The organism is Pseudaquabacterium inlustre (assembly GCF_038066595.1).
GTDB classification, from domain to species: domain Bacteria; phylum Pseudomonadota; class Gammaproteobacteria; order Burkholderiales; family Burkholderiaceae_C; genus Pseudaquabacterium; species Pseudaquabacterium inlustre.
The window spans coordinates 626,433-648,115 of sequence record NZ_JBBUTH010000009.1 but is presented as its reverse complement, the minus strand read 5'-3'; the positions used below and the strand labels follow the sequence as shown (position 1 = coordinate 648,115).

Genomic DNA, 21,683 nt, shown 5'->3' with positions numbered 1-21,683 from the left:
GTCCTTTCTTGTCGCGACAAGAAAGGACCCAAAGAAACGCTTCTTGAACTTTCCGTTGAGGCCCTGCCGCTTGTCCACCACCGAGGCGGGCGCCTCGCCCGCCCGGCGGGCTCGAACAGGCTGCCGAACAAGAGCTTGAAGAAGTCGCCAGGGCCGCCGATGGCAAGACTGCCGCATGGCTGCGCTCTGGCAACTGCCGTGCCCTGCGGCGTTCCTCTCGCAAGTCTTGACCGGGGGTGCACGTCCTGTGAGTTGTCCGTGGCCTGCCCGGCTGGCTATGTTCGAGCCCGCCGGGCGGGCGAGGCGCCCGCCTCGATGCGCTTCAAGCGCGAGGTGGCGTCGGAAAGTTTGGAGAGCGCTTTCTTTGCCTCCTTTCTTTGCGCGAAAAGAAAGGAGGTCGCCCGCCGGGGCGAAATCCCGGCGCGCTGCAAAGAGCCATGGGCAATCCCAGCATCACGCGCGCAACAGGACGGCTGACAAGCCAGAAGCACAACAGCCCGACCAATCGGCCGGGCTGTTGCTTGAACGAACCAGTGGAGGAGGGCGCCATCGCCCTCCTGGTCCGACGCGACGGATCAGTGGCCCGAAGCCCCTGCCGCGCCCAGACCGGTCTCCGAACGCACCTGCTGGGCCTCGAAGTCAGCGCGTTCCTGCTGCGCCTGGGCGCTGCGGTCCAGCACCGAGAACAGCCAGATGCCGACGAAGCCGATGGTCATCGAGAACAGCGCCGGCGAGGTGTACGGGAACCAGGCCGAGCCCTTCGGGTTGCCCAGGGTCACTTCCCACACCGAGGGCGACACGATGGTCAGGCCCACGCTGGAGATCAGGCCCAGGAAGCCGCCGATCACCGCACCCTTGGTGGTGCAGTCCTTCCACAGCACGCTCATGAACAGCACCGGGAAGTTGGCCGAGGCCGCGATCGCGAAGGCCAGGCTCACCATGAAGGCGATGTTCTGCTTCTCGAAGGTGATGCCCAGGGCCACGGCGATGACGCCCAGCGCCAGGGTGGTCATGCGCGAGACCTTCAGCTCGGACGCGCTGTCGGCCTTGCCGCCCTTGAGCAGCGTGGCGTACAGGTCGTGCGACACGGCCGACGCGCCACTCAGCGTCAGGCCGGCCACCACCGCCAGGATGGTGGCGAAGGCCACGGCCGAGATGAAGCCGAAGAACACGTCGCCACCGACCACTTTGGCCACCAGCACCGCGGCCATGTTGGCCGTGCCAGCGCCGCCCTTGATCACGCCCTTGGCCACGTCGGCCATCTCGGGGTTGGTGAGCACCAGGGTGGTGGCACCGAAGCCGATGATGAAGATCAGCACGTAGAAGTAGCCGATCCAGGTGGTGGCCCAGAACACGCTCTTGCGCGCTTCCTTGGCATCGGGCACGGTGAAGAAGCGCATCAGGATGTGCGGCAGACCGGCGGTGCCGAACATCAGCGCCATGCCGAAGCTGATGGCCGAGATCGGGTCCTTCACGAAGCCGCCCGGCTTCATCACCGCCAGGCCGGCCTTGGCGGCGTCCTCGGGGCTCTTGCCGGCGGCCAGCGCGATGTTCTGCTTGACCTCCACGCCCTTGGCGAACAACGCCTCCGGCGAGAAGCCGAACTGCGCCAGCACCATGATGGCCATGAAGCTCACGCCGGCCAGCAGCATGATGGCCTTGATGATCTGCACCCAGGTGGTGGCCGTCATGCCGCCGAACAGCACGTAGACCATCATCAGCGCGCCGACGATCACCACGGCCATCCAGTACTCCAGGCCGAACAGCAGCTTGATCAGCTGGCCCGCGCCCACCATCTGCGCGATCAGGTAGAAGGCCACCACCACCAGCGTGCCGCTGGCCGCGAAGGCGCGGATCGGGCCTTGCTTGAAGCGGTAGCCGGCCACGTCAGCGAAGGTGAACTTGCCCAGGTTGCGCAGGCGCTCGGCCATCAGGAAGGTGATGATCGGCCAGCCCACCAGGAAGCCGATGGAGTAGATGATGCCGTCGTAGCCGGCGCTCATCACCATGGCCGAGATGCCCAGGAACGAGGCCGCCGACATGTAGTCACCGGCGATGGCCAGGCCGTTCTGGAAGCCGGTGATGCCACCGCCGGCGGTGTAGAAGTCGGCGGCGCTGCGCGTCTTGGCGGCGGCCCACTTGGTGATCCACAGCGTGGCCACGACGAACACGCCGAACATGCCGATGGCCGTCCAGTTGGTGCCCTGCTTGGCGGCCTGGCCCACGTCGCCACCGGCGGCGTAGGCGGTGCCCAGCGCGGCCAGCGACAGCAGCGCGGCGATCAGGGAGGTGCAGCGGCGCGACATCACTTCACCTCCTTGGCGAGGATGTCGCGGGTCAGCGCATCGAACTCGCTGTTGGCGCGGCGCACGTACAGGCCGGTGATCACGATGGTGAAGATGATCACGCCCATGCCGATGGGCACGCCGATGGTGGTCACGCCGGTGCCCAGCGGTTGCGACAGGAACTCCTTGTTCCAGGCGATCAGCGCGATGTAGCCGTAGTACACGACCATCATCAGCAGCGTCAGCCACCAGCCGAAGCTGTTGCGCTTGCGGCGCAGCTCCTGGTACTTCGGATTGGCCCGGATGCGGGCCACCACGTCATTGCTCATCACGGTTCTCCTCTCGGGCGTGCACGCCGTGCTAACAGGCCAGATGGCCGGCCGACGGAGGCACAAGGCTTGGGATGCAGGGCAGTCTGCGGGCCCTGCCTGACCGGTTTCTGACCCCGGCAAAGACCTCCGGGAAACTACCTAGTCGCTGTTTGAGGCATGTCAGATGCGCGCACCGCGTCAGGCCTTGGTCAGGCGCGCAGCCACAATGTTTGACAGGGGCCGTGCGCGCCTTGCACGCCCGCAGCGCGTCCCCGTCCAGACATCCATGCATCGCATCAACGCCCGCCCCCGGAGGCACCGCGCGTGATCCGCCAGCGACTCACCGCCCAACGGCTCGCGGCCTGGTTCGTCGCGGGCTGGCTGCTGCTGGGCTGGCCGCTGCTGGCGCTGTGGGACCACCCGGTGCAGGTGGCCGGCCTGCCGTTGCTGCCGCTGGCGCTGTTCGCTGTGTGGGCCGGTCTGATCGCGGCCGTGGCCTGGGTGCTCGAGCGCGACCCGGCTGCCGCCGCCGCCCCGGCGGACGGCCTGCCCGGCACCCCGGGCCGCTGAGGCCGCCATGCGCAGTGCCGACGCCGCGGCGGTGCTGGCCGCCCCCACCGTGGTGGTGGCCGCGCTGGCCTACCTGCTGGCGCTGTTCGGCGTCGCGGCCTGGGCCGACCGGCGCGCCGCGGCGGGCCGCTCGGTGATCGGCAATGCCTGGGTGTACGCGCTGTCGCTGGCCGTGTACTGCACCGCCTGGACCTACTTCGGCAGCGTGGGCCGCGCCGCCTCGGGCGGCATCTGGTTCCTGCCCATCTACCTGGGGCCCACGCTGGGCATGGTGCTGGCGTGGCTGGTGGTGCGCAAGCTGGTGCGCATCGCGCGGGTGCAGCGCATCACCTCGATCGCCGACTTCATCGGCAGCCGCTATGGCAAGAGCCTCACGCTGGCCGGCGCGGTGACGCTGATCACCGTGGTGGGCATCGTGCCCTACATCGCGCTGCAGCTCAAAGCCATCGCCCAGGGCTATGCGCTGCTGACCACGCCGCCGGGCGTGGCCATGGCGCCGGCGGCACCGTGGTGGCGTGACAGCACGCTGGCCATCGCGGTGGCCATGGCCCTGTTCACGATGGTGTTCGGCACGCGGCAGCCGCGTACGGTGCCCCACGAAGACCATGAAGAGCGCCAAAGCGAACGCCATGAACGCCATGAAGGCCTGGTGGCCGCCATCGCCGCCGAGTCGGTGGTCAAGCTGCTGGCCTTCGTGGCGGTGGGCGGGTATGTCGTCTGGGGCCTGTTCGACGGGCCCGCCGCGCTGTTCGCCCAGGCCCAGGCCCGGCCCGAGCTGGCGCGGCTGCTCACGCTGGCCGGCGGCAACCCGGCGGGCCGCTTCGCCTGGGACCAGTGGCTGGCGCTGATGGCGCTGGCCATGCTGTCGGTGCTGTGCCTGCCGCGGCAGTTCCAGGTGATGGTGCTCGAGAACGTGGACGAGCGCCACCTGCAGCGCGCCAGCTGGGCCTTTCCGGCCTACCTGCTGTTGATCAACCTGTTCGTGCTGCCCATCGCGCTGGGTGGCCTGCTGCTGGGCGGCAGCGTGGCTGCGGCCGATGGCTTCGTCATCGCGCTGCCGCTGGCCGCCGGGCAGCCGGGGTTGGCGCTGGTGGCCTTCATCGGCGGGCTGTCGGCGGCCACCGGCATGGTCATCGTCGAGGCCATCGCGGTGGCCACCATGGTCTGCAATGACCTGGTGATGCCGCTGCTTCTGCGTGCTGGGTGGCTGGCGCAGGCCGGGCGTGGCGACCTCACCGGCCTGCTGCTGGGCATCCGCCGCGCGGCCATCGCCGGCGTGCTGCTGCTGGGCTATCTGTATTACCGGCTGGCGGGCGAGGCCTATGCGCTGGTCAGCATCGGCCTGATCAGCTTTGCCGCGGTGGCGCAGTTCGCCCCGGCGCTGCTGGCCGGGCTGTACTGGAAGGGCGGCACGCGCAATGGCGCGCTGGCCGGGCTGCTGGGCGGCTTCGGGCTGTGGGCCTACACGCTGATGGCGCCGTCGCTGGCCAAGTCGGGCTGGCTGCCGGCCGACTGGCTGGCCCAGGGCCTGTTCGGCTGGCCGCTGCTGCGGCCCGAGGCGCTGATGGGCCTGGCCGGCATGGACCCGCTGACCCATGCGCTGGTGTGGAGCCTGGGCGTCAACCTGGCGCTGTTTGCCGGCGTGTCGCTGTGGCGCGGGCCCACGCCGCGCGAGGCCACACAGGCGCTGCTGTTCGTCGATGCACTGCGCACCGGCGTGTCGGCCGTGGCCACGCCACCGGCCTTCTGGCGCGGCCGCGCCCAGGTGGCCGATCTGCGCGCGCTGGCCCGCCGCTTCATGGGCGAGGCCCGCGCCGCGCGGCTGTTCGACGACCATGCCCGCGCCCAGGGCCTGGCCAGCGCCGACGCCATCGTGCCCGACGCACGGCTGGTGCAGTACGTCGAGACCGAGCTGGGCGGCGTGATCGGCGCGGCCTCGGCGCGGGTGATGGTGGCCTCGGTGGTCGACGAGGAGCCGCTGGCCATGGACGATGTGCTGCGCATGCTGGACGAGGCCTCGCAGCTGCGCAGCCATGCCCAGGCGCTGGAGCAGCAGCAGCAGGCGCTGCGCCGCGCCACCGACGAACTGCGCGCCGCCAACGAGCGGCTGGAAGAGCTGGACCGGCTGAAGGACGACTTCATGTCCTCGGTGACGCACGAGCTGCGCACGCCGCTGACCTCGATCCGCGCGCTGTCGGAGCTGATGCGCGACGACCCCGAGATGGACGCCGACCAGCGCCAGGAATTCCTGGCCATCGTGGTGGCCGAGACCGAGCGCCTGTCGCGCCTGGTGAACCAGGTGCTGGACATGGCCAAGATCGAGTCGGGCCATGCCGAGTGGCGCAGCGAGGCTGTCGACCTGCGCGCGCTGCTGCAGCGCGCTGCCGACACCACGGCCGAGATGTTCCATGCCCGTGGCGCCACGTTGCAGCTGGTGCTGCCGCCGGCCGATGCCGCGCTGCCCGCACTGCAGGCCGACGAGGACCGGCTGATGCAGGTGCTGATGAACCTGCTGTCCAACGCGGCCAAGTTCGTGCCGGCGCGCGCGGGCCACGTGCGCCTGGCGCTGTCGGCCGATGCGGGCGGTTTCACCGTGCGGGTGCAGGACAACGGCCCCGGTGTGCCCGCGGCCCAGCAGGCGCTGATCTTCGAGAAGTTCCGCCAGGGTGGCGATGCACGGCACCGGCCCGCCGGCACCGGCCTGGGCCTGCCGATCAGCCGCCAGATCGTCGAGCACTTCGGCGGCCGGATGTGGCTGGAGCCTGATGCAGCGCAAGGCGCCTGCTTCGCATTCACGCTGCCATACCGGCATGAGACCGCGGCCACGGCGCCCGCCGCGGCCGACCGCCCGATCGAACAAGACCCCCCTGGAGACAAGCCATGGCCACGCGCATCGTGATCGCCGACGACGAGCCGAACATCCTGATCTCGCTGGAGTATCTGCTCAAGCGCGAAGGCTTCGACGTGACCCTGGCACGCGATGGCCAGGAGGCGCTGGACGCCGTGCGCACCGTGCGCCCCGCGCTGGCGCTGCTGGATGTGATGATGCCGCGCCTGAGCGGCCTGGACGTGTGCCAGCAGCTGCGCGCCGACGACAGCCTGGCCGGCCTGCGCATCGTGATGCTCACCGCCAAGGGCCGCGACACCGACGTGGCCAAGGGCCTGGCGCTGGGCGCCGACGCCTACCTGACCAAGCCCTTCGCCACCAAGGCGCTGGTGCAACAGCTGCGCGAACTGCTGGAGCGGCCGGCATGACGCCCGGCCCGGGCGCCATCGGCTCGGGCAGTGCCCGCGCCGGCAAGCCGCTCACGCGCGAAGCCCGCGAGCTGCGCGTGCTGGCCCGCGCCGCCGCCGGGGTGCTGGGCGGCCTGGCGCTGTGGCTGGGCACCGCCGGCGGCCTGCTGTGGGCCACGCTGGTGCCGACCGAGCGTGCCCAGCTGGTCGCGCTGCTGGCCCCGCGCGGCGCCTTGCTGCTGCTGGCCGCGCTGCTGGCCGTGGTGGCCGTGGTGTCGCTGCTGCAGCGCCTGCTGGCGGCCTGGCCTGGCGCAGCCGGCCAGCTGCTGGAGGACAGCCGCGTGCGCCTGGGCACCGACACGGCCACGCCGATCCCGCCGCGCGGCGCACCCGCGCTGCAGGCCCTGGCCGGCGTCATCGACCAGCTGGTGGCGCAGCGCAGCCAGTTGCGCGCCGACATCGCCGCCCAGGTGCGTGAGGCCAGCCGCGGCATCGAGCAGGAGCGCAGCCGCCTGGCGGCGCTGATGTCCGAGCTGACCCAGGCCGTGGTGGTGTGCAACCTCGATGGCCGGGTGCTGCTGTACAACGGCAGCGCGCGGGCGCAGTTCCGTGCGCTGTCGGCCGCGCCGGCGCTGGCCGATGGCGCCGAGCTGATCGGCCTGGGCCGCTCGATCTACACCGTGTTCGACCGCCAGCTGGTGGCCCATGCGCTGGACAAGATCCAGCAGCAGCTGGGCCGCGGCGTGGGCCAGCCCTCGGCGCACTTCCTCACCACCACGGCCGCCGGCCAGCTGCTGCGCGTGCAGATGGCGCCGGTGCGCCAGGTGGCCGATGCGGCGCAGGCGCAGGACGGCCCCGCGGGCCTGGCCGGCTTCGTGCTGATGCTGGCCAACGTGACGCGCGAGTTCGCGCACGAGACCGAGCGCGACCGCCTGCTGCACGAGTTGACCGAGGGCAGCCGCGCCGCGCTGGGCAACCTGCAGGCCGCCGCCGAGATGCTGGCCTACCCCGACCTGGAGCCCGAGCAGCGCGAGCGCTTCCTGGCCGTGGTGCAGCAGGAGGCGCAGACCATGGCCGCGCGCCTGCACAGCGTGGCCCAGCAGCAGGATGCGCGCCGTGCCGGCACGCGCTGGCCGCTGGAGGACATGCTGGGCGCCGACCTGGTGGCCGCCGCGGTGCAGCGCATCGGCGTGCTGCAGCCGGGCCTGCGCGCGGCGCCCGACGCGGTGGACGGCGCACTGTGGCTGCAGGTCGACAGCTTCTGGCTGCTGCAGGCACTGTGCTACCTGGCCGGCCGCCTGGCCGACGAATACGGCATCCGGCTGGTGCAGCTGCGCCTGGCGCCGGCACCGCAACCCGGCCGCGCCCACCTCGACCTGATCTGGGCCGGCCAGGCCATGAGCACCGAGACCGTGATGACCTGGGAGACCGATCCGATGCCCTTGGCGGGGGCCGGCAGCGGCGGTCAGGCCAGCCAGCTGGCCGTGCGCGAGGTGGTGCAGCGCCATGGCGGCGAGTTCTGGTTCGAGCGTGAGCGCGTGCGTCACCAGGCCTTCTTCCGCTTCCTGCTGCCGGTGGCCGATGCCGTGGCGGTGGCCGAGCCGTTGGCGCCGCCGCTGGACAGCCGGCCCGAGTACTACGACTTCGACCTGTTCCGCCGCAGCGACGACGACGCGCAGGCCCGTGCGCTGGACGAGCGCCGCCTGGTCGACCTGACCTACACCGTGTTCGACACCGAGACCACGGGCCTGAACCCGTCACAGGGCGACGAGATCCTGCAGATCGGTGCCACCCGCGTGGTCAACGGCAAGCTGCTGCGGCAGGAGAGCTTCGAGCAGCTGGTCGATCCGCGGCGGCCGATCCCGCCCGAGGGCGTGCCCATCCACGGCATCACGCCCGAGATGGTGGCCGGCCAGCCGGACATCGCCACGGTGCTGCCGGCCTTTCACGCCTTTGCCGCCGACACCGTGCTGGTGGCCCACAACGCCGCCTTCGACATGCGCTTCCTGCAGCTGAAGGAGGGCCTGACCGGCCTGCGCTTCGAGCAGCCGGTGCTGGACACGCTGCTGCTGTCGGCCCTGGTGCACCCGGAACAGGACTCGCACCGACTGGAGGCCATCGCCGAGCGCTTCGGCATCACGGTGCTGGGCCGGCACACGGCGCTGGGCGATGCGCTGGTCACCGCCGAGGTGTTCCTCAAGCTGGTGCCGTTGCTGGCCGAGCGTGGCATCCACACGCTGGGCCAGGCGCGCGAGGCGGCACAGCAGACCTGGCATGCGCGGCTGAAGTACTGACCACCGGCGTGGCGCCGGCGCGTGGCGGCTGGCGACCGGCGGTCGGCATGGGCGTGGCGTGGATCACGGCCACCGCCGTGGCGCCCGAACTGGCCGTGTGCGGCCTGGCATTTCCAGCGATGGCCTGTCACACGGGCGACGAACATCGGCCCCGCACCTGCATGGTGCAGGCTCCGGGGCGCTGCGTGATGCGGCCCCGGGTGTCAACCGGCGTTGCGGCGCCTGCCTGGAGGGGCGGGCGACAGCGCCTCAGCAGTACAGAGGCAGTACCCGTGAACCATCGAACCCTGACGGTCCGCCAGCAGCTCACGCTGGGCTTTGGCGGCCTGGCCCTGGCGTGCCTGGCACTCGCCACGGCAGCCATCGTGTCGCTCAATAGCGCCACCGATGCCTACCACCACCATGTCGACGGCGTGGAGGCCCGCGCCACCACCGTGGCCCGCCTGGGCCATGCGGTGAAAGACCGGGCCCTGGCCGCCCGCAACATGCTGCTGGCACCCGACGACGCCAGCCGCCAGGCGCAGATGGGCGCTGCCAGCCGGGCCCACACCCGCGTGGGCGAACTGCTCGCCGCCTACCAGAAGCAGGTGGCCGAGGCCCACGACATGTCCGCACGCGCCCGTGAGCTGGCGACCGAGCTGGCGCAGGTGGAAAGGGCCTATGCCGAGGTGGCGCAGGACGTCATGGCACTGGCCGCCAAGGGCCAGCGCGACGCCGCCATCGCGCGCATGAACAGCGACTGCCTGCCCAAGCTGGCCCGCATCGGCGAGCTGCTGGACGAGTACGCCCGCCTGGCCGAGCAGGTGGGCGAGGCCGATGTGCAGGCGGCCTACGCCATGCTGCAGTGGCAGCGCAGCCTGCTGATGGGCGTGGCCGCGCTGGCCGTGACCGGGGCGTTGTGGGGCGGCTGGCGCATCACCCGGCGCCTGACCGACGCACTGGGCGCCGAGCCCGCCGCGCTGGGCCAGGCCCTGGGCCGCATGGCCGACGGCGACCTGCGGCCGGTGCCGCATGCCGCCGGCGTGCCCGATGGCAGCGTGATGGCCTCGCTGGCGCGCATGCAGGGCAGCCTGGTGGGGCTGATCGGCCAGGTGCGCGTGTCGGCCGACAGCATCGCCACCGCGTCGGCGCAGATCGCCACCGGCAACCAGGACCTGTCAGGCCGCACCGAGAGCCAGGCCAGCGCCCTGCAGCAGACCGCCGCGCAGATGATGCAGATGACCGACACCGTGCGCGGCAATGCCGCCAGTGCCCGCACCGCCAGCGACCTGGCGGCCGAGGCCGCCAAGGTGGCGCGCCAGGGCGGCGAGGTGGTGGCCCGCGTGGTCGACACCATGGGCGAGATCAGCGAGAGCAGCCGCCGCATCGCCGACATCATCGGCACCATCGACGGCATCGCCTTCCAGACCAACATCCTGGCGCTGAACGCCGCGGTGGAGGCCGCCCGCGCCGGCGACCAGGGCCGCGGCTTCGCCGTGGTGGCCGGCGAGGTGCGCGCGCTGGCACGCCGCTCGGCCGAGGCGGCCAAGGAGATCAAGGGGCTGATCGACACCTCGGTGCAGCGCGTGGAGGCCGGCAGCCAGCAGGTGGGCGACGCCGGCGACACCATGCGCCGCATCGTCGACCAGGTGGGCCGCGTCACCGACCTGATCGGCGAGATCCACACCGCCACGGTCGAGCAGAGCACTGGCATCGAGCAGGTCAACCAGGCCGTCTCCGCGCTGGACAACGGCACGCAGCAGAACGCCGCGCTGGTGGAGCAGAGCGCCGCCGCCGCCGACAGCCTGCGCCAGCAGGCCCAGTACATGACCCAGGCGGTCTCGGTGTTCAGGCTGGGGACGGCTGAGCCGGCGGTGTGAGGCACGGCGGCTGGCGGAGGCTGTGAGATTCGAACTCACGGGCCCTTGCGGGCCGGCAGTTTTCAAGACTGCTGGGTTAAACCACTCCCCCAAGCCTCCGCGATGACGATGGCGCCCCGTGGCGGGGCGCGGGCGCGGGCGCATTCTGCCAGCAGGCGCGGGCCTGTTCGCGGCCTGCACGCATGCGTTCCGCTGGCGGGCGCATCGGCCGCGGCTGAAAGCGCTGCCGGGGAAGGGATTTACCGGTCGGGGACGGGGCGGGGCGCGTGTCACACTGCGCGCCGCCCGGGTGGCCTGCGCCCGGGGCCACTGCTGCGCATCCCGTCCTGTGAACACCACCGAGATCTACCTGATCGCCATGGCGATCATCTTCAGCGTGCCCTACCTGGTGTGGCGCCTGGGCCGCACCGACCACTGGGCGCCGCTGGTGGTGGTGCAGATCCTCACCGGCATCGCGCTGGGGCCGGGCGTGCTGGGCGCGGCCTTCCCCGACTACTACCGCTTCGTCTTCAACCCGCAGGTCATCGGCGCGCTCAATGGCGTGGCCTGGTGGGCGGTGATGGTGTTCGTGTGGATCGCCGGCATCGAGCTCGATCTGCGCGAGGCCTGGCGCTACCGCCGCGAAGGTGGCATCACGGCCGGCCTGGCACTGGGCGTGCCCTTGCTGTTCGGGGCCGCGGCGGCCACGCTGCTGCTGGCCGATCTGCCGCTGGTGGGCGGTGGCTGGCGTGGCCTGCTGGGCCAGCCCTGGCAGTTCGTGCTGGGCGTGGGCATGGCCTGCGCGGTGACGGCGCTGCCGATCCTGATCCTGCTGATGGAGAAGCTGGAAATCCTGCGCCAGCCCATCGGCCAGCGCATCCTGCGCTACGCCAGCCTGGACGACGTGGCCATCTGGGGCGTGCTGGCGGTGATCCTGATGGACTGGCAGCGCGTGGGCCGGCAGGCGGCCTTCCTGGCGCTGTTCGCGCTGGCCAGCGTGGCCCTGCGCGCGCTGATGCAGCGCGTGCCCGAGCGCGACCGCTGGTACCTGGGCCTGATCTGGCTGGCGCTGTGCGCTTTCGGGGCCGACTGGTCGGGCCTGCACTACATGGTGGGCGCGTTCCTGGCCGGTGCGGTGATGGATGCGCACTGGTTCGACCAGAAGCAGATGGACGCGCTGCGCGCCCATGTGCTGCTGGTGGTGATGCCGGTGTTCTTCCTGTCCACCGGGCTGCGCACGCAGTGGGGTGCGGGCGGCTGGTCGGTGCTGGTGGTGGCGGCGCTGCTGCTAGTGGCCTCGGTGGCCGGCAAGCTGCTGGGGGTGCGCATCGCCGGGCGGGTGCTGGGCTGGCAGCCGGGCGAGGCCTCGCTGATCGGCTGGCTGCTGCAGACCAAGGCGCTGATCATGATCATCTTCGCCAACATCCTGCTGGACAAGCAGGTGATCACCGCCCAGGCCTTCACCGCGATGCTGCTGATGGCGGTGGGCAGCACCATGCTCACCACGCCGGTGGTCAAGCCGATGCTGGCGCGGCTGCCGCAGTTGCTGTCGCGGCGGGTTTGAGCGCAGGTCGGCGGGTCAGCCGGGGGCCTGCGCTTGCTCGCAAGCCACCTGGAACACCTCGCGCCGGCCGCCATCCACGCGCACCGCGGTGAGGGCGCTGCCCCACACGCAGCCGGTGTCCAGCGCCAGCAGGTCGGGCTGGTTGCGCAGGCCCAGCGTGCTCCAGTGGCCGAAGGCGATGGGCTGACCCGCCGTGCGCCGGCCCGGCACCTCGAACCAGGGCATCAGCCCCGGCGGCGCGGCGTCGGCGCCGTCCTTGGTCTTGAAGTCCAGCGTGCCGTCGGCGGCGCAGAAGCGGATGCGCGTCAGCGTGTTGATCACGAAGCGCCAGCGCTCGGCGCCGGCCAGGCTGTCGTGCCAGCGCGCCGGCTCGTTGCCGTACATCACGCGCAGAAAGCCCGGCAGGTCAGGGCCGGCCAGCAGCGCATGCACCTCGTCGGCCAGGGCCAGGGTCTGGGCGGCGTCCCACTGCGGCACCACGCCGGCATGCACCAGCAGCCAGCCGTGGGCGGTGTCGGCCAGCCTGCAGCGCTGGCGCAGCCAATCCAGCCAGGCGTCGCGCTGCGGGCTCATCAGCACCTGGCGCAGCGTGTCGCTCTTGTGCAGCGGGCGCACACCCTCGGCCACGGCCAGCAGGTGCAGGTCATGGTTGCCCAGCAGGCAGCTGGCGGCGTTGCCCAGGCCCTGCAGGCGCTGCAGCGTGGCCAGCGAGGCCGGGCCGCGGTTCACCAGGTCGCCCAGCACGTGCAGGTGGTCGCGCGAGGGTGAGAAGCCGGTCACGTCGAGCAGGCGATCGAAGGCGTCGCAGCAGCCCTGGAGGTCGCCGATGAGGTAATGCATCGCACGATTCTGCTACGCTCCCGCGCTTGTTTCACTGCCCGTTGCGCCCGTTGCCGGCGCTGCCATGGACGTTGCGCTACTGGTCTTCCTGATCCTGCTGAACGCCTTGTTCGCGATGTCGGAGATGGCCCTGTCGGCCTCGCGCAAGGCGCGGCTGGCGGTGATGGTGGAGGCGGGTGAGCATGGCGCCGCGGCGGCCATGGACCTGCACGAGAACCCGACCAAGTTCCTGTCCACGGTGCAGATCGGCATCACGTCGATCGGCGTGCTCAACGGCATCGTCGGCGATGCCGCGTTCTCCGGGCCGCTGGCGGCGCAGATCCACACCTGGCTGCCGATGCTCAGCCCCAGCGTGGTGCAGGTCAGCGCCACGGCGCTGGTGGTGATGGTGATCACCTTCCTGAGCATCATCTTCGGCGAACTGGTGCCCAAGCGCCTGGGCCAGATGTACCCCGAACGCGTGGCCGCCCTGGTGGCCCAGCCGATGGAATGGCTGTCGGCCGCCACGCGACCCTTCGTGGCCCTGCTGTCGGTGTGCACCGAAGGCATGCTGCGCCTGCTGGGCATCCGCGAGACGCCCAGCCGCGCCGTCACCGAGGAAGAGATCGCCGCCAGCCTCGAAGAAGGCCTGGACGCCGGCGTCATCGAGGCGCAGGAGCACCAGATGGTGCGCAACGTGTTCCGGCTGGATGAGCGGCAGGTGGGCTCGATGATGATCCCGCGCGCCGAGATCAGCTGGCTGGAGCTGAACGCGCCGCTGCCTGACCTGCTGGCACGCATGCACGACCAGGGCCACTCGCGCTACCCGGTGTGCCGCGGTGGCCTGGATGACGTGGTGGGTGTGCTCGAGGCCCAGCACCTGCTGCCGCCGCTGGCGCGCGGCGAGGCGCCGGTGCTGGCCGACCTGATGCAGCCGCCGGTGTTCGTGCCCGAAACCCTGTCGGGCATGGAACTGCTGGACCACTTCCGCGCCTCGGGCGTGGAGCTGGTGTTCGTGGTCGACGAGTACGGCGCGGTGCAGGGCGTGATCACCGTCCGCGACGTGCTGGAGGCCATCACCGGCGAGTTCGGCACGCCCAGCGACGACGATGCCTGGGCCGTGCGCCGGGCCGACGGCAGCTGGCTGATGGACGGCCTGATCCCGGTGCCCGAGCTGAAGGACCGGCTGGAACTGCGCGAGCTGCCCGAGGAGGACCGGGGCCGCTACAACACCTTGGCCGGCATGATCATGCTGCTGCTGGGGCGCCTGCCGCGCACGGCGGATGTGGTGCAATGGGACGTTTGGCGCTTCGAGGTGGTCGATCTCGACGGCAAGCGTGTGGACAAGGTGCTGGTCTCACGCACCGAACAACCTGAAACCGAAAAGCGAGACTGAGATGATCAACGAGAACCTGCACAAGAAGCCGGTGGCGCTGGACCGCGTCAAGCACAAGACCCTCAAGCTCGACTTGAACCACCGCGACCTGGGCACGGTGGGCAAGCTCAACGCCTTCTTCGTGGCGGGCACCGAGTTCGGTGACGCCTGCCGCGAGTACCCGGTGGTGTGGGTGCATGCCGGCACCGACGAGGCCGGCAAGCAGCAGGTGGCGCCGATCGCCGTGTTCGGCCTGAAGGCCGAGCAGAACCTGTGCGTCGACAACGACAAGTGGCGGGTGCGCTATGTGCCGGCGGCGCTGCGCCTGTACCCCTTCGGCCTGGCCCGCGTGGCGCCCGAGCAGATGGTGGTGTGCTTCGACGAGACCTGGGGCGGCTTCGGCACCCAGGGCGAGACGCTGTTCAACGACGACGGCACGCCCACCGAGTTCACCGCCAACGTGCAGAAGCAGCTCGAGAACTTCGAGGTCGAGGTCGAGCGCACCCGCGTGGTGGGCAACCTGCTGGTCGAGAAGGGCCTGCTGCGCGACATGCGCTTCGACGCCACGCTGCCCGACGGCAGCAAGCTGGCGGTGGACGGCTTCCTGACCATCGACCAGGACAAGCTGGCCGCGCTACCCGACGCCGACATCATCGCCATGAGCAAGAACGGCGTGATGGGCCTGATCCACGCGCACCAGATCTCTCTGGGCAACATGACGCGCCTGGTGGAGTGGTACGTCGAGCGCTTCGGCACCGCCGCGCCGGCCCAGGCCTGATCCACCCGACCTGCGCGCGGCCGACTTGCGCACCCCGCTGGAGCTCGACCTCTACGAGCAGCCCGGGCACCTGATCCGCCGCGCGCAGCAGATCGCCGTGGCGATGTTCGCCGAGGCCATCGGCCGCGATGTGACACCGGTGCAGTACGCCGTGCTGCGCATGCTGCAGGAGCGGCCGGGCATCGACCAGGTGACGCTGGCGCGCGAGGTGGCGCTGGACAACTCCACCACCGCCGACCTGGCCGCCCGCCTGGAAACCAAGGGCTGGATCCTGCGCGAGGTGCTGCCGCGCCGGCAGCGTGCGCTGTCGCTCACACCCGAGGGCCAGGCCGTGCTCGACCGCCTGGTGCCAGCCCTGCATGCCATGAACACGCAGATGCTGGCCGGGCTGGACGCGGCCGAGCGCGCCGAGTTCATGCGTCTGCTGGGCAAGTTCGTGCAGCTGAACAATGCGCAGAGCCGGGCGCCGCACCGCCCGGGCGGTGTCGATCCTGGGTAGACACCAGGGTTTGACCTGGGTCAGTGTCGGCATTGATTCCGTATACTGAATGACGTTCAGTATGCTGAATCAAGGAGCGCCCGCATGTTCCCGAAAAACGCCTGGTACGTGGCCTGCACGCCCGCCGAGATCGATGACAAGCCGCTGGGCCGGCGCATCTGCGGCGAGCCCATCGTGTTCTACCGCGGTGAGGAGGGCCAGGTGGCGGCGCTGGAAGACTGGTGCCCGCACCGCGGCGCGCCCTTGTCGCTCGGCCGGGTGATCGAGGGCCGGCTGGTCTGCGGCTACCACGGCCTGGAGATGGGCTGCAACGGCAAGACCATCGCGATGCCGGGCCAGCGCGTGCGCGGCTTTCCGCCGGTGCGCAGCTACCCGGTGGTGGAACGGCACGGCTTCGTGTGGGTGTGGCCGGGCGATGCGGCGCTGGCCGACCCGGCCACCATCCACGACTGCTTCTGGGCCGACAGCCCCGACTGGGCCTACGGCGGCGGGCTGTACCACATCGCCTGCGACTACCGCCTGATGGTCGACAACCTGATGGACCTGACGCACGAGACCTATGTGCACGCCACCAGCATCGGCCAGAAGGAGATCGACGAGACGCCGTGCACCACGCGCACCGAGGGCGACCATGTCATCACCGAGCGGCGCATGTTCGGCATCACGCCGCCGCCGTTCTGGAAGATGGCGCTGCGTGGCGCGCACCTGCCCGACGATCAGTTGGTCGACCGCTGGCAAATCTGCCACTTCACGCCGCCCAGCCATGTGCTGATCGAGGTGGGTGTGGCGTTGGCCGGCAAGGGCGGCTACGAGGCTGCGCCCGAGCACAAGGTGTCGTCCATCGTGGTCGACTTCATCACGCCCGAGACCGAGACCTCGATCCACTACTTCTGGGGCATGGCGCGCAGCTTCAATGTGCGCGACAAGGCGCTCACCGCCGCCATCCGCGAGGGCCAGGGCAAGATCTTCGGCGAGGACCTGGAGATGCTGGAGCGCCAGCAGGCCAACCTGCTGCACTGGCCGGGCCGCGACCTGCTGAAGCTCAACATCGATGCCGGTGGCGTGCAGGCGCGCCGCGTGCTGGACCGCCTGATCGCGGCCGAGCAGGGCGCGGTGGTGGCATGAGCACCATCCAGGTCCGCATAGCCCGCAAATGGGCGGAGGCCGAGGGCATCGCCGGGCTGGAACTGGTGGCCGCCGATGGCGGCGCGCTGCCGCCGTTCTCGGCCGGTGCGCACATCGATGTGCATCTGCCGGGCGGGCTGACGCGGCCGTACTCGCTGTGCGGGGATCCGGCCGACACCACGCGCTGGCAACTGGGCGTGCTGCGCGAGCCGGCCTCGCGCGGCGGCTCGGCGGCGGTGCACGACGCGCTGGCCGAAGGGCAGGTGCTCACCGTTGGCCTGCCGCGCAACCTGTTCGCGCTGCAGCCGGGCGCCACACGCAGCCTGCTGCTGGCCGGCGGCATCGGCATCACACCGCTGCTGGCCATGGCCGAGCAACTGGCGGGCGAGGGCGCCGACTTCGCCTTCCATGTCGCCGCCCGCAGCCGCGCGCGCCTGGCCTTTGCCGGTCGCCTGGCGCAGGCGCCCTGGGCCGACCGGGTGCAGTTGCACCTGGACGACGGGCCCGAGGCCCAGCGGCTGGATCTGAACGCGCTGCTGGCCACGCCGCAGCCGGGGGCCCAGGTCTACCTGTGCGGTCCGCAGGGCTTCATCGATGCGGCGCTGGCCGCGGCGCGGGCGGCCGGCTGGGCTGACGCGCAGCTGCAGGTCGAGCGTTTCGGGGCGGCCTCCGCGCCCGCGGCGGCCGACGGGATCGGCGGCTTCACGCTGCGCCTGGCGCGCAGCGGCCGCGTGGTGCCGGTGGCGGCCGACCAGACGGCCGTGCAGGCCCTGGCCGCGGCCGGTGTGACGGTGATGACCTCGTGCGAGCAGGGCGTGTGCGGCACCTGCCTGACCCGCGTGCTCGGCGGCGTGCCCGATCACCGCGACCAGTACCTCACCGACGAGGAGCGGGCCGCCCATGACCAGTTCCTGCCCTGCTGCTCGCGGGCCTGCACGCCCGAGCTGGTGCTGGACCTGTGAGGCCCGCCCGCCGATACCGCACGCGCCATGCCGTGCTGCGATAGCTGCTAGTTCTCGCCCATGCCTGTGTGTGCGGGCTTGTGCGGGGAACACCTGAGCCCGCGCATCCGCACAATGCCAGCCAACCAGTGCCTGCCGTGCGCTGCCTCCCTCGACTTTCCGGAGACCTTTGCGATGAACCGTCGACACCACCTGCTCACCCTGGCCGCCAGCACGCTGGTGCTCGCCGCCGGCAGCGCCCAGGCGCAAGACACCGTGAAGATCGGCGTGCTGCTGCCGATGACCGGCCAGAGCGCGTCCACCGGCAAGCAGATCGCTGCCGCCATCGCGCTGTTCCAGGCCCAGAACGGCAAGAAGGCCGGAGGCAAGAACGTCGAAGTCATCATCAAGGACGACGCCGGCGTGGCCGACAACACCCGTCGCCTGGCGCAGGAACTGGTGGTGAACGACAAGGTGGTGGCGCTGGCCGGCTTCGGCCTCACCCCGCTGGCCCTGGCCACCGCGCCGATTGCCACGCAGAGCAAGACCCCGATGGTGGTGATGGCCGCGGCCACTTCCAGCATCACCGAGGCCTCGCCCTTCATCACCCGCACCAGCTTCACACTGCCGCAGGCGGCGGTGGGCATGGGCGAGTGGGCGCCCAAGAACGGCATCAAGAAGGTGGTGTCGCTGGTGGCCGACTACGGCCCCGGCAACGACGCCGAGAAGTACTTCACCGACCGCATCCAGCTCAACGGCGGCCAGGTGCTGGAGAAGCTGCGCACGCCGCTGCGCAGCCCCGACTTCGCGCCGGTGCTGCAGAAGGTGCGTGACGCCAAGCCCGATGCGCTGTTCGTGTTCCTGCCCTCGGGCCAGGGCGCACAGTTCATGAAGCAGTTCGGCGAGCGCGGCCTGGACAAGGCCGGCATCCGCCTGATCGGCACTGGCGACATCACCGACGACGACCAGCTCAACGACATGGGCGATGTGGCGCTGGGCGTGGTGACCACGCACCACTACTCGGCTTCGCACAACAGCCCGATGAACAAGAAGTTCGTCGCCGATTTCCAGGCCGCCAACAAGTTCCGCCCCAACTTCATGGCCGTGGGCGGCTGGGACGGCATGCGCCTGATCTACAACGCGCTCAACACCACCAAGGGCGCCGGCGGCGAGGCGCTGCTGGCGGCCATGAAGGGCCAGATCTTCGAGAGCCCGCGCGGCCAGGTGCTGATCGACGGCCAGACGCGCGAGATCGTGCAGGACATCCACACCCGCAAGGTCGAGAAGAAGGACGGGCAGCTGTGGAACGTCGAGTTCGACGTGCAGAAGGCCGTCAAGGACCCGGGCAAGGTGAAGTGATCATCGCCTGATGGCCAACGCGGCCGGGGCTGACCCCGGCCGCTTCTTCTTGCAAAGTTTGCTGTCATGTTGACCCTGCTATTCGATGGCGTGGCCTACGGCATGCTGCTGTTCGTGCTGGCGCTGGGGCTGGCCGTGACCATGGGGCTGATGAACTTCATCAACCTGGCCCACGGCGCCTTCGCGATGGCCGGCGGCTATGTGCTGGTGGTGCTGATGCAGCGCTGGGGCGTGCCCTTCCTGGCCTGCCTGCCGATTGCCTTCGTCGTCACTGCCGCGGCCGGCGCGCTGCTGGAGCGCACGCTGTACCGGCCGATGTACGGCAAGCCCCACCTGGACCAGGTGCTGTTCTCCATCGGCCTGACCTTCATGGCCGTGGCCGCGTGCGATTACGTGATGGGCAGCTCGCAGGTCAATGTGCAGACGCCCGAGTGGCTGCGCCAGCGCTTCGAGTTCGGCTCGGGCGCGCTGTCCATCGGCATGGGCGCCTACCGCCTGTTCATCATCGCCGTGTGCGTGGCGCTGGCGCTGGGTCTGCAGGCCATCCTGGTGGGCACGCGTTTCGGCAGCCGGCTGCGCGCCGCAGTGGACGATCCGCGCGTGGCCGCCGGCCTGGGCATCCCGGTCAACACCGTGTTCCTGCTGACCTTTGCCACCGGCTCCGGCCTGGCCGGCCTGGGCGGCGCGCTGGGCGTCGACGTGCTGGGCATGGACCCGGCCTTCCCGTTGAAGTTCATGGTCTATTTCCTGATCGTCTGTGCCGTGGGCGGCACCAGCTCCATCACCGGCCCGCTGGTGGCGGCGCTGCTGCTGGGCATTGCCGACGTGATGGGCAAGTACTACCTGCCCAAGCTCGGCGCCTTCATCGTGTATGTGCTGATGATCGTGATCCTGCTGTGGCGGCCCCAGGGCCTGTTCAGCCGGGAGGGCAAGAAGTGAGCAGCCTGTCGTCCCGCCTCACCGCCCCGGCGCGCTGGAAGCCGTGGGAGATCGCGCTGTGGCTGGCCATCTGGGCCATGCCGCTGGCCGTGCCCCAGCACGCCGCGCTGATCAACGACATCGCCATCACCGCGCTGTTCGCGCTCAGCCTGGACATCGTGCTGGGCTATGCCGGCATCGTGTCGCTGGGCCATGCCGCGTTCTTCGGCCTGGGCGCCTATGGCGCCGCGCTGTTTGCCAAGCTGGTGATGCCCGATCCGCTGGCCGGCCTGGCCGTGGCCACGGCGCTGGGCGCCGTGCTGGGCCTGCTGACGAGCCCGATGATCGTGCGCGGCACCGATCTGACGCGCCTGATGGTGACCATGGGCGTGGCCCTGGTGCTGTACGAACTGGCCAACAAGTTCGACAGCGTCACTGGCGGAGCCGACGGTCTGCAGGGCGTGGTGATGGGCCCGCTGCTGGGCGCCTTCGAGTTCGACCTCGGTGGCCGTGTGGCCTCGTTCTACTCGCTCACCGTGCTGTTCATCGTCTTCGTGGTCATGCGCCGCGTCGTGCACTCGCCCTTCGGCATCAGCCTGCAGGCGCTGCGCGACAACCGGCTGCGCCTGTCCAGCATCGGCATGAGCGTGCAGGGCCGCCTGGCCGTGGCCTACACGCTGGGCGCGGCGCTGGCCGGCACGGCGGGTGGTCTGCTGGCCCAGACCACCGGCTTTGCCTCGCTGGACGTGCTGGACTTCCATCGCAGCGCCGACATCATGCTGGCGCTGGTGATCGGTGGCGCCGGCTGGCTGTGGGGTGGCCTGGCCGGTGCCATCGCCTTCAAGGTCATGCACGACCTGATCAGTGCCGTCACGGCGCAGTACTGGACCTTCTGGATCGGCCTGTTCCTGGTGGTGCTGATGCTGGTGGGACGTGACCGGCTGTTCCGGCCCTGGCGCTGGTTCGGTGCCGGCAAGGGAGCGTCCAAATGAGTGACGTCGTGCTTCAGACCCACAACCTGGTCAAGCGCTTCGGTGGCATCACCGCCACCAACAACGTGTCGATGACAGTGCACCGCGGCGCGCGTCACGCGCTGATCGGCCCCAACGGCGCCGGCAAGACCACGCTGATCAACCAGCTCACCGGCGTGCTGCCGCCCACCGAGGGGCGCGTGGTGCTGGCGGGGCAGGACATCACCGGCCTGGCCCCGCACCAGCGTGTGGGCCTGGGGCTGGTGCGCACCTTCCAGATCAACCAGCTGTTCACCTCGCTGACGCCGGCGCAGGCGCTGGCGCTGGCGGTGAGCAACCGCGTCGGCGCCTCGCGCCGCTGGTGGCAGCCGCTGGGCGCCGATGCGGCCGTGGCGGCCGAGGTGGAGCAACTGCTGGCGCAGTTCCGCCTCACCGAGCATGCCAACCGCATCACCAGCGAGCTGCCCTACGGCAAGCGCCGCCTGTTGGAGATCGGCCTGGCCGTGGCGCTGAAGCCGCGTGTGCTGCTGCTGGACGAGCCCGCCGCCGGCGTGCCATCGGGCGAGCGCCATGAGATCCTGGCCACCGTGGCGGCGCTGCCCGACGATGTGAGCGTGCTGCTGATCGAGCACGACATGGACCTGGTGTTCAGCTTCGCCAAGAGCATGACCGTGCTGGTCAACGGCACGGTGCTCACCGAGGGCACGCCCGAGCAGATCGCCGCCGACCCGCAGGTCAAGGCGGTGTACCTGGGTGATTCGCTGGCCGGCGTGCGGCCGGGGCATTGATCGCGCGAAGCACA

General features: G+C 70.5%; 19 protein-coding genes and 1 tRNA gene. 16 read left to right on the top strand and 4 right to left on the bottom strand.

Features of this window, described 5'->3' with window-relative positions:
- The coding region (locus tag AACH10_RS20315; protein ID WP_341412309.1) for a hypothetical protein at window positions 1-477 on the top strand (477 nt) is incomplete at its 5' end.
- A 98-nt stretch (window positions 478-575) separates the two neighbouring features.
- Here the strand turns inward: AACH10_RS20315 and AACH10_RS20310 are convergent.
- Window positions 576-2,306, bottom strand: coding sequence for a cation acetate symporter (locus tag AACH10_RS20310; RefSeq protein WP_341412308.1), 1,731 nt, complete (start codon window positions 2,304-2,306; stop codon window positions 576-578).
- On the bottom strand, window positions 2,306-2,614 hold the full coding sequence (locus AACH10_RS20305) for a DUF485 domain-containing protein (protein ID WP_341412306.1): 309 nt from the start codon (window positions 2,612-2,614) through the stop codon (window positions 2,306-2,308). The genes AACH10_RS20310 and AACH10_RS20305 overlap by 1 nt, the downstream gene beginning before the upstream one ends.
- 306 nt (window positions 2,615-2,920) lie before the next feature.
- Here AACH10_RS20305 and AACH10_RS20300 point away from each other — a divergent pair, with 306 nt between their 5' ends.
- The 5 genes from AACH10_RS20300 to AACH10_RS20280 all read left to right on the top strand — a co-directional run bounded on the left by AACH10_RS20300 (window position 2,921) and on the right by AACH10_RS20280 (window position 10,553).
- Window positions 2,921-3,166 carry a hypothetical protein gene (locus tag AACH10_RS20300; RefSeq protein WP_341412305.1) on the top strand — a complete coding sequence of 82 codons (246 nt, stop codon included), beginning with the start codon at window positions 2,921-2,923 and terminating at the stop codon, window positions 3,164-3,166.
- 7 nt (window positions 3,167-3,173) lie between these two features.
- Window positions 3,174-6,065 carry an ATP-binding protein gene (locus AACH10_RS20295; protein WP_341412304.1) on the top strand — a complete coding sequence of 964 codons (2,892 nt, stop codon included), beginning with the start codon at window positions 3,174-3,176 and terminating at the stop codon, window positions 6,063-6,065.
- Complete coding sequence (locus tag AACH10_RS20290) at window positions 6,047-6,421, top strand: response regulator transcription factor (protein WP_341412303.1); 375 nt, start codon at window positions 6,047-6,049, stop codon at window positions 6,419-6,421. Before AACH10_RS20295 ends, AACH10_RS20290 begins: the two co-directional genes overlap by 19 nt.
- A complete protein-coding gene (locus AACH10_RS20285) occupies window positions 6,418-8,694 on the top strand; it encodes an exonuclease domain-containing protein (protein ID WP_341412302.1) in 2,277 nt (758 codons plus the stop codon). Before AACH10_RS20290 ends, AACH10_RS20285 begins: the two co-directional genes overlap by 4 nt.
- 272 nt (window positions 8,695-8,966) lie before the next feature.
- Window positions 8,967-10,553: a methyl-accepting chemotaxis protein gene (locus tag AACH10_RS20280; RefSeq protein ID WP_341412301.1), complete on the top strand. Its 1,587-nt coding sequence runs from the start codon at window positions 8,967-8,969 to the stop codon at window positions 10,551-10,553.
- A gap of 11 nt (window positions 10,554-10,564) precedes the next feature.
- On the opposite strand, the gene AACH10_RS20275 is transcribed toward AACH10_RS20280, so the two are convergent.
- A tRNA-Ser gene (locus AACH10_RS20275) sits at window positions 10,565-10,652 on the bottom strand.
- Between the two features lie 229 nt (window positions 10,653-10,881).
- Between AACH10_RS20275 and AACH10_RS20270 the strand changes: the two genes are divergently transcribed.
- Window positions 10,882-12,096 (top strand): cation:proton antiporter, encoded by a 1,215-nt coding sequence (locus tag AACH10_RS20270; protein WP_341412300.1) that lies wholly within the window; start codon window positions 10,882-10,884, stop codon window positions 12,094-12,096.
- Between the two features lie 15 nt (window positions 12,097-12,111).
- On the opposite strand, the gene AACH10_RS20265 is transcribed toward AACH10_RS20270, so the two are convergent.
- Entirely contained in the window at window positions 12,112-12,936 is an 825-nt protein-coding gene (locus AACH10_RS20265; RefSeq protein WP_341412299.1) for a symmetrical bis(5'-nucleosyl)-tetraphosphatase, read from the bottom strand.
- 64 nt (window positions 12,937-13,000) lie between these two features.
- Here AACH10_RS20265 and AACH10_RS20260 point away from each other — a divergent pair, with 64 nt between their 5' ends.
- The 9 genes from AACH10_RS20260 to AACH10_RS20220 all read left to right on the top strand — a co-directional run bounded on the left by AACH10_RS20260 (window position 13,001) and on the right by AACH10_RS20220 (window position 21,669).
- Window positions 13,001-14,311 (top strand): hemolysin family protein, encoded by a 1,311-nt coding sequence (locus AACH10_RS20260; RefSeq protein WP_341412298.1) that lies wholly within the window; start codon window positions 13,001-13,003, stop codon window positions 14,309-14,311.
- 1 nt (window position 14,312) lies between these two features.
- Complete coding sequence (locus tag AACH10_RS20255) at window positions 14,313-15,068, top strand: SapC family protein (RefSeq protein ID WP_341412297.1); 756 nt, start codon at window positions 14,313-14,315, stop codon at window positions 15,066-15,068.
- 10 nt (window positions 15,069-15,078) lie between these two features.
- Complete coding sequence (locus AACH10_RS20250) at window positions 15,079-15,567, top strand: MarR family winged helix-turn-helix transcriptional regulator (protein ID WP_423228640.1); 489 nt, start codon at window positions 15,079-15,081, stop codon at window positions 15,565-15,567.
- An 84-nt stretch (window positions 15,568-15,651) separates the two neighbouring features.
- Window positions 15,652-16,692, top strand: a complete 1,041-nt coding sequence (locus AACH10_RS20245) for a Rieske 2Fe-2S domain-containing protein (RefSeq protein ID WP_341412295.1) — start codon at window positions 15,652-15,654, stop codon at window positions 16,690-16,692.
- A complete protein-coding gene (locus AACH10_RS20240; protein ID WP_341412294.1) occupies window positions 16,689-17,654 on the top strand; it encodes a PDR/VanB family oxidoreductase in 966 nt (321 codons plus the stop codon). Before AACH10_RS20245 ends, AACH10_RS20240 begins: the two co-directional genes overlap by 4 nt.
- A gap of 174 nt (window positions 17,655-17,828) precedes the next feature.
- On the top strand, window positions 17,829-18,992 hold the full coding sequence (locus tag AACH10_RS20235; RefSeq protein ID WP_341412293.1) for an ABC transporter substrate-binding protein: 1,164 nt from the start codon (window positions 17,829-17,831) through the stop codon (window positions 18,990-18,992).
- A gap of 66 nt (window positions 18,993-19,058) precedes the next feature.
- Window positions 19,059-19,931 carry a branched-chain amino acid ABC transporter permease gene (locus tag AACH10_RS20230; RefSeq protein ID WP_341412292.1) on the top strand — a complete coding sequence of 291 codons (873 nt, stop codon included), beginning with the start codon at window positions 19,059-19,061 and terminating at the stop codon, window positions 19,929-19,931.
- The gene (locus AACH10_RS20225) at window positions 19,928-20,902 is read left to right on the top strand and encodes a branched-chain amino acid ABC transporter permease (RefSeq protein WP_341412291.1); all 975 of its coding nucleotides are present in this window, start codon (window positions 19,928-19,930) and stop codon (window positions 20,900-20,902) included. Before AACH10_RS20230 ends, AACH10_RS20225 begins: the two co-directional genes overlap by 4 nt.
- Window positions 20,899-21,669 carry an ABC transporter ATP-binding protein gene (locus AACH10_RS20220; RefSeq protein ID WP_341412290.1) on the top strand — a complete coding sequence of 257 codons (771 nt, stop codon included), beginning with the start codon at window positions 20,899-20,901 and terminating at the stop codon, window positions 21,667-21,669. The genes AACH10_RS20225 and AACH10_RS20220 overlap by 4 nt, the downstream gene beginning before the upstream one ends.
- Window positions 21,670-21,683: the final 14 nt, after the last annotated feature.

Coding starts and splice junctions, on each gene's coding strand:
- AACH10_RS20295 (WP_341412304.1), top strand. CDS start 3,174: ATGCGCAGTGCCGACGCCGCGGCGGTGCTGGCCGCCCCCACCGTGGTG.
- AACH10_RS20255 (WP_341412297.1), top strand. CDS start 14,313: ATGATCAACGAGAACCTGCACAAGAAGCCGGTGGCGCTGGACCGCGTC.
- AACH10_RS20305 (WP_341412306.1), bottom strand. CDS start 2,614: ATGAGCAATGACGTGGTGGCCCGCATCCGGGCCAATCCGAAGTACCAG.
- AACH10_RS20220 (WP_341412290.1), top strand. CDS start 20,899: ATGAGTGACGTCGTGCTTCAGACCCACAACCTGGTCAAGCGCTTCGGT.
- AACH10_RS20240 (WP_341412294.1), top strand. CDS start 16,689: ATGAGCACCATCCAGGTCCGCATAGCCCGCAAATGGGCGGAGGCCGAG.
- AACH10_RS20285 (WP_341412302.1), top strand. CDS start 6,418: ATGACGCCCGGCCCGGGCGCCATCGGCTCGGGCAGTGCCCGCGCCGGC.
- AACH10_RS20260 (WP_341412298.1), top strand. CDS start 13,001: ATGGACGTTGCGCTACTGGTCTTCCTGATCCTGCTGAACGCCTTGTTC.
- AACH10_RS20290 (WP_341412303.1), top strand. CDS start 6,047: ATGGCCACGCGCATCGTGATCGCCGACGACGAGCCGAACATCCTGATC.
- AACH10_RS20230 (WP_341412292.1), top strand. CDS start 19,059: ATGTTGACCCTGCTATTCGATGGCGTGGCCTACGGCATGCTGCTGTTC.
- AACH10_RS20235 (WP_341412293.1), top strand. CDS start 17,829: ATGAACCGTCGACACCACCTGCTCACCCTGGCCGCCAGCACGCTGGTG.
- AACH10_RS20310 (WP_341412308.1), bottom strand. CDS start 2,306: ATGTCGCGCCGCTGCACCTCCCTGATCGCCGCGCTGCTGTCGCTGGCC.
- AACH10_RS20265 (WP_341412299.1), bottom strand. CDS start 12,936: ATGCATTACCTCATCGGCGACCTCCAGGGCTGCTGCGACGCCTTCGAT.
- AACH10_RS20245 (WP_341412295.1), top strand. CDS start 15,652: ATGTTCCCGAAAAACGCCTGGTACGTGGCCTGCACGCCCGCCGAGATC.